General features: G+C 76.4%; 12 protein-coding genes and 1 pseudogene. 5 read left to right on the top strand and 8 right to left on the bottom strand.

Going from position 1 to position 12,324, the window contains the following annotated elements; genetic code table 11:
- Window positions 1-681: pseudogene (locus tag EJA20_RS18855) on the top strand (hypothetical protein); the annotation flags it as partial.
- A 154-nt stretch (window positions 682-835) separates the two neighbouring features.
- Here the strand turns inward: EJA20_RS18855 and EJA20_RS18850 are convergent.
- The 4 genes from EJA20_RS18850 to glnA form a co-directional block, all read right to left on the bottom strand.
- Window positions 836-1,723, bottom strand: a complete 888-nt coding sequence (locus EJA20_RS18850) for a neutral zinc metallopeptidase (RefSeq protein ID WP_164984032.1) — start codon at window positions 1,721-1,723, stop codon at window positions 836-838.
- 188 nt (window positions 1,724-1,911) lie between these two features.
- On the bottom strand, window positions 1,912-2,148 hold the full coding sequence (locus EJA20_RS18845; protein ID WP_164984031.1) for a hypothetical protein: 237 nt from the start codon (window positions 2,146-2,148) through the stop codon (window positions 1,912-1,914).
- A 105-nt stretch (window positions 2,149-2,253) separates the two neighbouring features.
- Entirely contained in the window at window positions 2,254-3,660 is a 1,407-nt protein-coding gene (locus EJA20_RS16285; protein WP_129339596.1) for a DUF2254 domain-containing protein, read from the bottom strand.
- Between the two features lie 377 nt (window positions 3,661-4,037).
- The gene (glnA, locus tag EJA20_RS16280) at window positions 4,038-5,462 is read right to left on the bottom strand and encodes a type I glutamate--ammonia ligase (protein ID WP_129339595.1); all 1,425 of its coding nucleotides are present in this window, start codon (window positions 5,460-5,462) and stop codon (window positions 4,038-4,040) included.
- Between the two features lie 309 nt (window positions 5,463-5,771).
- Here glnA and EJA20_RS16275 point away from each other — a divergent pair, with 309 nt between their 5' ends.
- Complete coding sequence (locus EJA20_RS16275; RefSeq protein ID WP_129339594.1) at window positions 5,772-6,227, top strand: RDD family protein; 456 nt, start codon at window positions 5,772-5,774, stop codon at window positions 6,225-6,227.
- A 19-nt stretch (window positions 6,228-6,246) separates the two neighbouring features.
- Here the strand turns inward: EJA20_RS16275 and EJA20_RS16270 are convergent, their stop codons facing one another.
- Both EJA20_RS16270 and lipA read right to left on the bottom strand, forming a co-directional pair.
- Window positions 6,247-6,969: a DUF4191 domain-containing protein gene (locus tag EJA20_RS16270; RefSeq protein ID WP_129339593.1), complete on the bottom strand. Its 723-nt coding sequence runs from the start codon at window positions 6,967-6,969 to the stop codon at window positions 6,247-6,249.
- A 124-nt stretch (window positions 6,970-7,093) separates the two neighbouring features.
- The gene (gene lipA / locus EJA20_RS16265) at window positions 7,094-8,101 is read right to left on the bottom strand and encodes a lipoyl synthase (protein WP_129339592.1); all 1,008 of its coding nucleotides are present in this window, start codon (window positions 8,099-8,101) and stop codon (window positions 7,094-7,096) included.
- A 235-nt stretch (window positions 8,102-8,336) separates the two neighbouring features.
- Between lipA and EJA20_RS16260 the strand changes: the two genes are divergently transcribed.
- Entirely contained in the window at window positions 8,337-8,837 is a 501-nt protein-coding gene (locus tag EJA20_RS16260; RefSeq protein WP_129339591.1) for a flavodoxin domain-containing protein, read from the top strand.
- Window positions 8,838-8,882: 45 nt separating this feature from the next.
- Here the strand turns inward: EJA20_RS16260 and lipB are convergent, their stop codons facing one another.
- Window positions 8,883-9,551, bottom strand: a complete 669-nt coding sequence (gene lipB, locus EJA20_RS16255) for a lipoyl(octanoyl) transferase LipB (protein WP_129339590.1) — start codon at window positions 9,549-9,551, stop codon at window positions 8,883-8,885.
- Window positions 9,552-9,749: 198 nt separating this feature from the next.
- On the opposite strand from lipB, the gene EJA20_RS16250 reads away from it, so the two are divergent.
- On the top strand, window positions 9,750-10,583 hold the full coding sequence (locus EJA20_RS16250) for an LLM class flavin-dependent oxidoreductase (protein ID WP_240675582.1): 834 nt from the start codon (window positions 9,750-9,752) through the stop codon (window positions 10,581-10,583).
- 95 nt (window positions 10,584-10,678) lie between these two features.
- Here EJA20_RS16250 and EJA20_RS16245 read toward each other — a convergent pair whose 3' ends face one another.
- Window positions 10,679-11,110 (bottom strand): MarR family winged helix-turn-helix transcriptional regulator, encoded by a 432-nt coding sequence (locus EJA20_RS16245; RefSeq protein WP_240675581.1) that lies wholly within the window; start codon window positions 11,108-11,110, stop codon window positions 10,679-10,681.
- Between the two features lie 51 nt (window positions 11,111-11,161).
- Between EJA20_RS16245 and EJA20_RS16240 the strand changes: the two genes are divergently transcribed.
- On the top strand, window positions 11,162-12,324 hold a 1,163-nt coding region (locus tag EJA20_RS16240), incomplete at its 3' end, for an MMPL family transporter (RefSeq protein ID WP_164984030.1).

Raw genomic sequence — 12,324 nt, 5'->3', positions numbered from 1 at the left:
GACCGCCTCGGCGCCGGGGACGCGACCGTCGCCGCCGCCGCCGCGGAGGCCGCCGCCGCCCGGGACGCCGCCGCCGCGCCCGGCGTGGAGCGGGACCCGCTGACCGCGCTGGCCCGGCTGCGGTCGGCGGAGCACGCCCTCGACGCCGCCCTCGCCCCCCGACGGGAGGCGGAGGCGGCGCGGGCCCGGGCGCTCGCACGGCTGCCCGAGGTGACCGCGACGGTGCGGGCGACGGCGGACCTCGTCGAGGGGCTGCTCGCCGCGCACCGGACGGACATCGGCAGCACGGCCCGCACCCGGCTGGCCGAGGGCCGGCGGCACGCCGACGCCGGAGCGGCCCTCGCGGGCGGGGACCCCGTCGCCGCCCTGCGGGAGGCCGAGCGTGCGCTCGAGCTCGTCACCGCCGCGCGGGACGCCGCCGAGCGCGACGTCGCCGCGGAGCGGGACCGTCGGCGCCGGGAGAGCGCGGCCCGGGCCGACGCCGCCGTACGTCGCTTGGGCGGGTGGGGCGGCTCGGGCGGCTGGGGCGGCGGCGGGATCGTGCTCGGCGGCGGCGGGGGGCGGTCCTCGTCGTCGCGGCGCTCCTCGTCGTCCTCGCGACGCTCCTCCTCGAGCGCCTCGCGGAGGTCCTCGAGCCCCCGTCGGTCCGGCGGCCGGCGGGGCGGCGGCGGGCGGTTCTGACCGCTCGCCCGGTGCGGCCCGCCCCGGGCCCCTCGGCCGCGGACGCCCGGCTTGCCGGGCCCGCACCGGTACGCGACCACTGCGGCCCGGAGCCGGTCACGGCGCCGGGCGCGGCCGGCCACCGGTCCGCGCGCGTCGTCGGTGCCGGGACCGGCTACTGCTGGACCCCGACCACCCACTCCTCGGCCGGTGCGGGGTAGCAGGTGGCCGCCCCGCCCTCGTACCCGTCGGCGAAGGCCCGGGTGCGCTCGAAGCCCGTGCCGTGCGCCCGCGGGTCGGTGAAGGGGGTGCCGGGGACGTCCCGGCCGGAGAACACCGCCAGGGTGGCCTCGTCCAGGTCGCCGGCCTCGAGGAAGCCCTGCTCCTGCACGTCCCTCGCCCACGCCCCGGCGAAGCAGTCGGCCTGGAGCTCGCGCAGCACCCCGAGCTGCTCCTGCTGCGGGAGGCGGACCTGCATCGCGTGGCCGTACTCGTGGGCGAGGACGAAGGCCGCGGCGAAGTCCCCCGACGACACGTAGTACGGGATCATCAGCCCCGTCTCGTCCCAAGCGATGAAGTCGCCGGCCGGGCAGTAGAAGGCGTTCTGCGCGGGGGCCTCCTCCTCGCCGCACCGCGGACCGGGCTCATGCTCGGGCCGGTAGTACACGAAGCGGCTGGGCCGGGTGTAGGCGGCGCCGAAGGCGGCCGGGAGCTCCTCGGCCCAGAACGCGTCCAGGGAGGCGATGACGCCCTCGAGCGTCGCCTGGTACTGCTCGTACTCGAAGGCCGTGTTCGTGTCGGTCCGGATCGCCTGGGTCTGCGCCGGCGGGTCCTCGCCGAGGTCGCCGCTCTCGTCGGCGTTCTGCTCCTGCGCCCGCTCCCGCGCCCGGTCGATCGCGGACTGGAGGTCGTCGACGATCTCCCGCGCGCCCGTCCGCAGCGCGCCGTCGTCGATGCTGGTCTCGACCCCGCACCCCGTCAGGGCGAGGGCGGCGGCGACGGCCAGCACGAGCGGGCGGGATCGGGACGGGACCGGCACGGGGACCTCCGGGGACGCGAGCACGGGCGGGAGGGGCGACCGCAGCAGGCGTGTTGGCCCCGCGCGGTGAGGCTGCTCCCACGCCGCTGCGGTCGCCTCGATCGTCCCAGACCCGACGGTTCGCGCCCGTCGAGGGGCACCGGGCCCCACGACGAGCGCCGGCTGCACGCGCTCGACGCGGCGCGCCGGGAACGGGGTCCCGCCGGGGTGGCTCAGCCCCGGAGCCGCGCGAACGCGCCGCAGCGCCGCTGCACCTCTCGGCGGGCGGCCGGGTCGATCTCGGCGTCGCCCAGGTCGACCAGCGCGGGCCGCCCGGCGATCGTCGCCGAGCGTTCGACGACGTCGCAGAGCTCCGGCAGCGCCGCGTGCTCGACCCGGCCGCCCACCGTCACGGTCACCTCCTCGCCCAGGACGTCGAACCGGACCAGGGCGTTGAACCTCGCGCTCACGTCGGGCCTCCTCGTCGTGGGGGTGCTGCCCGCCCTCCGAGGCCACCAGCCACCGACAGCCGGCACAACCGCCTTCACAGGATCGTGACCCGATCGCGTCGTGCGTCAGGCGGAGCCGGGGCCAGGGCCGGGGCCGTCGGCCGCGGGCCCCCGCACGTGCGCCCGCGTTCCGTCGAGCTCGGACGTCAGGACCACCACGTCCTCGGGCACCAGGGCCGACATGGCCACGGCGGTCCGGAGTCGCCCGAGCTCGGCGTCGAGGACGGCGCGCACGTCGGGCGCCGCGCCGGCATCGACCAGGCGGCGGACCAGGCGGAGCGCGGCCCGGACGACGGTGGGTGCCGCCGCGCCGTGCCAGCGGACCGCCTCCAGGACGCCCCGGACCACCTCGCCCCGGTCCTGCGGGGGCAGGTGCAGCCGGACCTGCCCTCCTCGGTCCCGGTGCACCGGGACCGGCGCGGGCCGGGAGACCAGGAGGGCGAGCCCGGCGGAGAGGTCGTCGAGGGCGTTCACCGCGGTCGTCGGGTCGTTGGTCCCGGGGGAGAGCGCCCGGACCGCGAGGTCCGTCAGCTGCTGCACGACGAAGGCGACGTCCTGCCGCGGGCTGCGCGCGTCCGAGACGACGACGGCCGACCGCAGCGCGGTCACCACGCGCCCCTCGGGCGTCCCCGCACCGCTCGCCGGGGTCACGACGAGGACGTCCTCCCCGGGGATCACGTGGTCCCCGGGGCGTACGAGGACCGCCACGACGACGTCGTGCCGCCGGGCGAGCCGCAGGAGGCGCCCGGTCTCGACGAGCTCGACGTAGCCGCTCCGTCGCGTCGCGACCGCCCTTCCGGTGGCGCGGGCGGGCGGGGCCGGCGGTGACGGCGCGAGCGGCCCAGCCGTCGGTGCCACCCGTCCCTCGTCGGGGGCGCCCGCGCCCGCGGGGTACTGCCGCCCGACCACGCGGAGCAGGTCCTCCCGCACGCCGCCCGACAGCGTCCACACCTGGATCGAGTCGCTGATGTGGTGGATGAACCACACCAGGACGGCGACGTCGGCCACGGCGAGCAGCACGGCGAGGTTCACCGCGAGGTGGGGGACGAAGACGTCCTCGTCGCCCGGATCGCCGACGGGGACGTCACCGACGCTACGGATCGAGCGGAGGACCAGCAGCGAGTAGAGGAACGTGGCGACCAGCACGCCGAGGACGAGCTGGTTGCCGCGGTCGGCGAGGAAGGCGGGCACCAGCCGGGGGCCGTAGGCCGACGAGGTCAGCGCCAGCACCGCGACTGTGATGGAGAACGTCGTGCCCGCCACCGCCAGGCTCGACGTCGCGACGGCCCCGAGCACGTCCCTGCTCCCGGCGGCACCCACCCGCAGCACCAGCTCGGAGAGCCAGCCCGGCAGCGGCAGCCCGCCGGTCCGCCGCTCGAGCGTGACGAGCACCTCGGCGACCACGACGGCGACGACGCACATCACGGCCGGCAGGAACCAGAAGCGCTGCCGCAGGTGCACGAGGCGGGACATGCCGCGAGCCTCCCGCACGAGGACCGATGAGGCACCCGGCGGGCCCTGCCCGCGGCGGGGGAGTGGGAGCCCGGCAGGCGGCAGCGGTCAGCCGCGCCGTGCGCAGGCCGAGAGCAGTCGCCGTCCAGGTCTCGGAACTGGGCGACGCGAAGGACGGCCGGTGCGCGTCCAGCGCGGGCCGGCGTCGCCCTGCGTCGGCAGGTCGTCGATGCGGTCCTCGTCGGTCGCCGAGGCGGACAGCCGGCCGAGGAGGTCGAGGTACGGCCGAGGCGCGGGAGGACGTCCGGTCGCGACGCGCCGGAGCCCGGCGCCCCCGAGGGGGTGCCGGGCTCCGGTGCGTGCGGGCGTGCGGCCGAGGGGCTCAGCGGCCCCGCCGGTCAGACGTCGTAGTACAGCTCGAACTCGTGGGGGTGCGGCCGCAGGCGGATGGGGTCCACCTCGTGCGAGCGCTTGTAGTCGATCCACGTCGAGATGAGGTCCGGCGTGAACACGTTGCCGGCCGTGAGGAAGTCGTGGTCGGCCTCGAGGTTGTCGAGCACCTCGGAGAGCGAGCCCGGCACCTGGTTGATGAGGGCGTGCTCCTCGGGGGGCAGCTCGTACAGGTCCTTGTCGACCGGGTCCGGCGGCTCGATCCGGTTCTGGATGCCGTCGAGGCCCGCCATGAGCATGGCCGCGAAGGCCAGGTACGGGTTGGACGACGGGTCCGGCACGCGGAACTCGATGCGCTTGGCCTTGGGGTTCGACCCCGTCACCGGGATGCGGATGCAGGCGGAGCGGTTGCGCGCCGAGTAGACCAGGTTGACCGGGGCCTCGAAGCCCGGGACCAGGCGGTGGTAGGAGTTCACCGTCGGGTTCGTGAACGCCAGCAGCGAGGGCGCGTGCTTGAGCAGGCCGCCGATGTACCAGCGGGCCATGTCGGACAGGCCGCCGTAGCCCTTCTCGTCGAAGAACAGCGGCTTGCCGTCCTTCCACAGGGACTGGTGCACGTGCATGCCGGAGCCGTTGTCGCCGAAGAGCGGCTTCGGCATGAAGGTGGCGGTCTTGCCGGCCGCGTGCGCGACGTTCTTCACCACGTACTTGAACAGCTGCACCTTGTCCGCGGACCTGGCGAGCTCGTCGAAGCGGTAGTTGATCTCCGCCTGGCCGGCGGTGCCGACCTCGTGGTGGGCGCGCTCGACGCCCAGGCCCAGCTCGTCGAGCTGGAGGGAGATCTGGTCGCGCAGGTCGGCGAACATGTCGACCGGCGGGACGGGGAAGTAGCCGCCCTTGTAGGGCGTCTTGTGGCCGAGGTTGCCGCCCTCCTCGACGCGGCCCGTGTTCCAGGCGGCCTCGATGGAGTCGATGTAGTAGTAGCCGGCGTTCTGCTTCGTCTCGAAGCGCACGTCGTCGAAGATGTAGAACTCGGCCTCGGGGGCGAAGAACGCCGTGTCCGCGATGCCGGTCGACTTCAGGTACGCCTCGGCCTTCGCGGCGACCTGGCGGGGGTCGCGCGAGTACGGCTCGTCCGTGTACGGGTCGACGATGTGGAAGTTGACGTTGAGCGTCTTCTCCACCCGGAACGGGTCGATGTAGGCCGTCGACACGTCGGGGATGAGCTTCATGTCGGACTCGTGGATCGCCTGGAAGCCGCGGATCGACGACCCGTCGAACATCTGGCCGTCGGTGAAGAAGTCCGCGTCGAGCGACTGCGCCGGCACGTTGAAGTGCTGCATCACGCCGGGCAGGTCGCAGAAGCGCACGTCGACGAACTTGACGTCCTCGCTCCTGATGAACGCCAGGACCTCGTCTGGCTCCTTGAACATCCGCATGCTCCTCGGTCGGGTGGTGGACATGGTCCAGGCCGGGGGAGACGCTACGGACGGCGCGTTACCCGGGGATGGGCGGCGTGTTTCCGTCTCGTTACAGGCGTCGCCCCTGTGTTACGAGCGGTCGACGGCCCGCACGACGAGAGGCGGGTCCGGCCCGCCGGCCGACGCACGGGCGGCGACCTGCGCCGCATCCTGCCACCGCCGCACGGCGCCGGGCCCCGCGTCTCGTCGCGCGTCGACGTGCCCCGGCCGTCCGCCCGGGGCCGCTGCGGGAGGGGCCGACGCGGGCCCTACCCTGGGCGCGTGGCGTCGCGCGAGGACCTGGGGTCGTGGCTGGAGGGCGGGCCCCGCGGGTCCGGCGGGGGGTCGGGCCTCCTCGGCCGACGGGTGCTCGCGCTGTGCGTCGACTGGCTCGCGAGCCTGCTCGTCGCGGCGGCGCTCTTCCCCGTGCAGGACTCCGGGGCCTTCGTGCTGCGGGCCGGGCAGCTGGAGACGCTGGCCGTCTTCGCCGTGGAGAACCTGCTCCTCGTCGGCGGGATCGGCACGACGCTGGGCCACCGCCTCCTGGGCGTGCGCGTCGTCCTCGACGGCGCGGACGGTCCCGTCCCGCCCGGGCTCCTGCGGGCCGCCGTCCGCACCGTGCTGCTCTGCCTGGTCGTGCCGGCCGTCGTCTGGGACGGCACGGGACGGGGCCTGCACGACCGGGCGGCGGGCAGCCGGGTCGTGCGGCTGCGACCGGCGCCCCGCCCGACGCCCTGACGCGCGGCGTCGGCCCGCGTCAGCGGCCGCGCATGCCCTTGCGGTCGGGACGGGCACGGAAGGGGTCGACGCCCTTGGGGATCGGCGGCCGGGCGGCACCGAGCGCCGTGAGGCGCTTCGTCACCTCGGCGACCTCCTGCTTCGTCAGCGTGGGGCGCATGCGCTGGACCTTGCGCGGGAGCTTGCGCAGCGGCACCTGGCCCTCGCCGTCACCGACCTGCAGCACGGTGATGGGCACGCCGGCCGTCACGCGGGCCGTGCGGCGCCGCTCGGCCTCGAGCAGCTTGCCGATGCGCGAGGCGGGGCCCTCGCCGACGAGGACGATGCCCGCCCGGCCGACGCCGCGGAACACGAGGTCCTGGGTGCGCGCGTCGAAGGCGACGGGCTCCTGGCCGAAGGACCAGCCGCGCCGGATCGTGCCCAGCGCCGCGATCGCCGCGCCGGGCTGGCCCTCGATCTGCGTGAAGGCGGCCGTCTCGGCGCGCCGGGCCAGGACGATCATCGGGGCCAGGACCGCGAAGGGCGCCAGCGCGACGAACCACAGCCACGAGCTCGTCAGGAGGGTGACGACGAGGGCGAGCGCGAGGACGCCGACGAAGACCGCCAGCAGGATCCACGTGATCGCCGGGTCCTGCCGGCGGGTCATCTGGAAGACCTGCCAGAGCTGGTGGTACCAGCGCCGCTTCTTGACCTTGGGCGCCTTCGCCCCGTCCGCGGGTGCCGCGTCGCTCTGCCTCGCCATGGGTCGGGAGTCTACCGACGGCCCGGGCGTCCCCCGACCGCCCGCACCGCCCCGTCCTGCTCCACGGCCCGGGCGGAGGACCGGCGGGGCACGACGCCCGTCGCCCGTGCCGGGACCGCCCCCGTCAGGCCAGGCGGGCGAGGACGCTCGAGGCCTCCTGGCGCGAGCTCGTCGCCTCGCCCAGGTGGGCGAGCTCGGCGGGGATGGGCAGCCCGCGCCTCACCATCGCCTTTCCCCACAGGCGGCCGGCGCGGTACGACGAGCGCACGAGCGGCCCCGACATGACGCCGGCGAAGCCCAGCCCCTCGGCGACCTCGGACAGCGCGACGAACTCCTCGGGGCGCACCCAGCGGTCCACCGGGTGGTGCCGCACGCTCGGCCGCAGGTACTGCGTGATCGTGACGAGGTCGCAGCCGGCGCCGTGCAGGTCGGCGAGGGCCTCCTCGACCTCCGCCGTCGTCTCGCCCATCCCGAGGATGAGGTTGGACTTCGTGACGAAGCCGGCCTCGCGGGCCCGCGTGATGACCTCGAGCGAGCGCTCGTAGCGGAAGGCCGGGCGGATCTGCTTGAAGATGCGCGGGACGGTCTCGACGTTGTGGGCGAGCACCTCGGGCCGGCTCGAGAAGACCTCGTCGAGCTGCTCGGGGACCGCGTTGAAGTCCGGGATGAGCAGCTCGACGCCCGTGCCCGGGTTGACCGCGTGGATCTGCCGGACCGTCTCCGCGTAGAGCCAGGCGCCGCCGTCGGGGAGGTCGTCGCGCGCCACGCCGGTGACCGTGGCGTAGCGCAGCCCCATCGCCTGGACGGAGGCGGCCACCCGGCGCGGCTCGTCGCGGTCGAGGTCCGCGGGGCGGCCCGTGTCGATCTGGCAGAAGTCGCAGCGCCGCGTGCACTGGTCGCCGCCGATGAGGAACGTGGCCTCGCGGTCCTCCCAGCACTCGAAGATGTTGGGGCAGCCCGCCTCCTCGCACACCGTGTGCAGGCCCTCGCGCTTCACGAGGCCCTTGAGCTCGGTGTACTCGGGGCCCATCGTGGCCCGCGTGCGGATCCACTCCGGCTTCTTCTCGATGGGCGTCTGCGCGTTGCGCGCCTCGATGCGGAGCATCCGCCGGCCGTCGGGAGCGAGGGTCACGACGCCACCCTAACCGCCCCGCAGCGGCCCCTCGACGGCGGGGCGCCGGGCCTCTCAGGGCGGTGCGACGCGGCCGCGGGCGGACGCGCCGCCGGGTGGCCCGGCCCGGGCGCGCGGGACCTCCGTCCCGGGTGCCGCCCGGGGCCCGGGAGCACGCTGGGAGCGTCCCCACGCGGGACCGGCCACGGGACCGGCAGGGCCGCCGGCAGGGCCGACCACCCGAGGGGGGTGTGCGATGAAGGTCCTGGTGACGGTGGCCTCGCGGCACGGCGCGACGCGAGAGATGGGCGAGGTCGTGGCGGAGGTGCTGCGGACGCACGGGCACGTCGTCGACGAGGTGGACCCCGAGGACGTCGAGGACGTGGCGGCCTGGGACGCCGTGGTGCTGGGCTCCGCCGTGTACGTCGGCCGGCTCGCCGCGGGGCTGCGGCACCTCGTCGAGCGGGAGGGGGGACGGCTCCGCTCCCGGCCCGTGTGGCTGTTCTGGTCCGGCCCCCTCGCGGTGCCCGACGCCGCCACGGACGTGCCGGACGACGTCGACGTCGTGGCCCGGCACGCGGGGGCGCGCGACGTGCGGTGCTTCGCCGGCCGGGTCCGGCACGGTGCGCTCAGCCTGCAGGAGCGGGCGCTCGTCGCGCTCGTCCGGGCTCCCGAGGGCGACTTCCGCGACCTCGACGCGGTGCGGGCCTGGGCCGAGGAGGTCGCGACGGGGCTGGCGCCGGTCCGCGCGCGCTGACGCCGCGAGGCCAGGCCCGCGGAGCAGGGCCGGGGCGCCGCCGGGTCAGGCGGCGGCGGGCCGGCCCGTCGCCAGCAGCGGGGCCAGGGCCTCCTCGACGCGGCGCCGGACCACGTCGACGACGTCGAGCACGCCGACGGTGCGGCCGAGCTCCGCGGTGAGGGACGTGACCCCGGCGTCGTCGATGCCGCACGGCACGATCCGCTCGAACGCACCCAGGTCGGGGTCGCAGTTGAGGGCGAAGCCGTGCATCGTCGTCGCGCGCGCGACGCGGACGCCGATCGCCGCGACCTTGCGCTCGGGCCGGCCGCGCACGGGGTCGGCCGGGAACCAGACGCCGCTGCGGCCCTCCACCCGGACCGCGCGCAGTCCGAGGCCGGCGCAGACGTCGATGAGCGCCGACTCCAGCGCCCGCACGTACCGCACCACGTCGACGGGCTCCGCGAGCCGTACGAGCGGGTAGCCGACGAGCTGGCCCGGGCCGTGCCAGGTGAGGCGCCCGCCCCGGTCGACGTCGACCACCGGGGTGCCGTCGGTCGGGCGCTCGCGCGTGCCCGTCCGCTTCCCGGCGGTGTACACGCTCTCGTGCTCGCACAGGACGAGGGTGTCGGGCCGGGTCCCGTCGGCGACCTCCGCGTGCAGGCTGCGCTGCAGCTCCCACGTCGGGACGTAGGGCTGGTGGCTCCGGCCGAGGTCGAGCTCGAGGGCGTCCACGACCCGAGCCTAGCCCCGGCGTCCGCGCGGCCGTGCCGCTGCCCCCCGGGGCCTGCCGGTGCCGTGCCGGTGCCGTGCCGGTGCCGTGCCGGTGGCGTTCCGGTGGCGTGCCGGTGGCGTGTCGGTGGCCCGGTCTAGCGTCGCAGGGGTCCGGGCGGGGGCGCCCGGCCGGTGACGGAGGGGGTGGTCGGCGTGCGGATGGGGATCGTGGCCTCGACGGGCGGGGCGCGGGAGGTCGTGCACCTGGCGGTCGAGGCGGAGCGGGCGGGCTGGGACGGGTTCTTCACCTGGGACGGCGTGGACCTGGGGGACCTCGGGACGTTCGAGGCGTGGGACCCCTGGGGGATCCTGTCGGCCGCCGCGGTGCGGACGGGCCGGATCCGCCTCGGCGCGATGGTGTTCGCCCTCCCGCGGCGGCGGCCGTGGGTGGTCGCGCGCCAGGCGCTCACGGTGGACCACCTGTCCGGGGGGCGGCTCCTGCTGCCCGTGGGCCTCGGCGTCGCGGAGGACCGCGCGGTCGCCGGGGTGGAGGGGGAGGCCCGGACGGCGCGGGAGCGCGCGGAGCGTCTCGACGAGGCGCTGGCGATCCTCGACGCGGCCTTCTCCGGCGAGACGTTCGACCACCGCGGCGTGCACCACCGGGTGGAGGGGATGCGGCTGGTGCCGCGGCCCGTGCAGCGCCCGCGCCCGCCCGTGTGGGTGGTGGGGGCCTGGCCGAGCGAGCGCTCCCTGGCGCGCACGGTGCGCTGGGACGGCGTCGTCGTGCAGGGGCTGCGGACCCTCGACGAGCCGCCCGCGGAGCAGGTCCGACAGGTCGTGGACTGGGTGGGGGCGCACCGCGACCCCGCCGCCGGGCCGTTCGACGTCGTCGCGCAGGGGGTGCTGCCGGCCGACCCGGGCGCCGCGGCCGAGCACCTCGCGGCCCTGGAGGAGGCGGGGGCCACGTGGTGGGTCGAGGCGGAGTGGGACCCGGAGCGTGCTGCGCCGCCCCTGCTGCTCGAGCGCGTCCGGCGCGGTCCCGTCCCACGGTGAGGCGGTGAGGCGGTGAGGGCCGGACGCGGGGCCGGGGAGCCGCCGTGACGCGACGGCACGGCGGCACGGCGCGGGGGGAGGGGCCCGGACGGGCGTCAGACGGGCGGGTGCACGGCGAGCAGCAGCGCCCGCAGCTCCGCCCGTTGGGCGCCGCTGAGGACGCCGAGCACGCTGTCCTCGGCCGGACGCGGGTCCGAGGCGGCCGCCAGGGCCGCCCTCCCGGCCGCCGTGACGGCGATGACGTACCGGCGACGGTCCTCCGGGTGCGCCGTGCGCGTGACGTACCGGGTGCGCTCGAGGCGCGCGAGGATCCGGCTGGTCGTCTGCTCCGTGACGTCCAGCAGCGCGGCCAGCTCCCGCTGGGAGCGGGGCCCGTCGAGGAGGTGGACGAGCACCGGGAGGCTCGCGTGGGTGAGGTCCCAGTGCGCCAGGTGCGCGTCCCAGGCGCGCTCGATGCGCCGGGCGACGGCGGACAGGAGCCGGCCGTCGGGCCAGTGGTGCAGCGGCGGACCGCTCGGCTCCGGCACGGGCACCTCTCGACTTGTGGTGGACGGGGCGGCGGCGCCACAATCCTCAGCATGCTGAGTATCTCGCGGGCGGCCGGCCGGCGCCTCCTCGTCCTCGTCGCCGTGGTCGTGTGGCTCGCGATCGCGGGGATCGGCGGCCCGACCCAGGGACGCCTGTCGGAGGTGCAGACCAACGACCAGGCCGCGTTCCTGCCCTCGTCGGCGGAGTCCGCCGAGGGGGGAGAGGCCGCGGCCGCGTTCGTCGAGCAGCAGACCCTACCGGCGCTCGTCGTCCTGCGCCCCGAGGGCCGCGGGACGGTGCCGGCCGAGGCGCTCGCCGCGGTCCAGGGATGGGCGGCCGGCATCCCCGACCTGCCCCTCCCGCCGGCCGAGGAGGGGGCCGCGTCCGACGCGCCCGCCGACGGCACCTGGTCCTCGTACCTCGTCGGGGAGCCCGTCGTCGCCCCGTCCGAGGACGGCGAGGCGCTGCTCGTGGTCCTCGCGATCGACGGCGCGCGCGCGGACGAGCGCCTGGGTGAGGACAGCGTGGCGGCGGCGTTCGTCACGGCCCTGCGCGCCGATCTCGAGGCGTCGCTCGGGACCACCGCGACCACCGCCGGCCCGGACGGCCTGCTCGCCTGGGTGACGGGGCCGGCGGGCTTCGTCGCGGACCTCGTGACGGCCTTCGGCGGCATCGACGGCGTGCTGCTGCTCGTCGCCCTCGGCGCGGTGCTGCTCATCCTCGTGGTCGTGTACCGGTCGCCGGTGCTGCCCCTCGTGGTCATCCTCACGGCGGTGTTCGCGCTCGCCCTCGCAGGGCTCGTCGTCTACCTCCTGGCCGACGCCGACCTCCTCGTGCTCAACGGCCAGTCGCAGGGCATCCTCTCGATCCTCGTCGTCGGGGCCGCCGTGGACTACTCGCTCCTGCTCGTGGCGCGCTACCGCGAGGAGCTCCGCCTCGTCGAGGACCCGGCGACGGCGATGCGCCGGGCGGTGCGGGCGTCCGTCGAGCCCATCGCGGCCAGCGCGGGGACGGTCGTCGCCGGCCTGCTCTGCCTCCTGCTGTCGGACCTCGGCTCCAACCGCGCGCTCGGGCCCGTGGGGACCGTGGGCATCGTCTCCGCGCTGCTCGCGGCGCTGACGCTGCTCCCGGCGCTCCTGCTCCTGCCGGGCCGGCGCGCGCGCGCCCTCTTCTGGCCGCGCGCGCCCCGGCCGGTTGCGGCAGGTGCGGGACC

The sequence above is a fragment of the Cellulomonas endophytica genome (assembly GCF_004123805.1).
In the GTDB taxonomy this organism is placed as follows: Bacteria; Actinomycetota; Actinomycetes; order Actinomycetales; family Cellulomonadaceae; genus Cellulomonas; species Cellulomonas endophytica.
This window is presented reverse-complemented; position numbering and strand designations above follow the sequence as displayed.

Bases quoted from the DNA above. Each gene is read 5' to 3' on its own strand.
- EJA20_RS16285 (WP_129339596.1), bottom strand. From the start codon at position 3,660: ATGTCCCGCCTCGTGCACCTGCGGCAGCGCTTCTGGTTCCTGCCGGCC.
- glnA (WP_129339595.1), bottom strand. From the start codon at position 5,462: ATGTTCAAGGAGCCAGACGAGGTCCTGGCGTTCATCAGGAGCGAGGAC.
- EJA20_RS16270 (WP_129339593.1), bottom strand. From the start codon at position 6,969: ATGGCGAGGCAGAGCGACGCGGCACCCGCGGACGGGGCGAAGGCGCCC.
- EJA20_RS16260 (WP_129339591.1), top strand. From the start codon at position 8,337: ATGAAGGTCCTGGTGACGGTGGCCTCGCGGCACGGCGCGACGCGAGAG.
- EJA20_RS16250 (WP_240675582.1), top strand. From the start codon at position 9,750: ATGGGGATCGTGGCCTCGACGGGCGGGGCGCGGGAGGTCGTGCACCTG.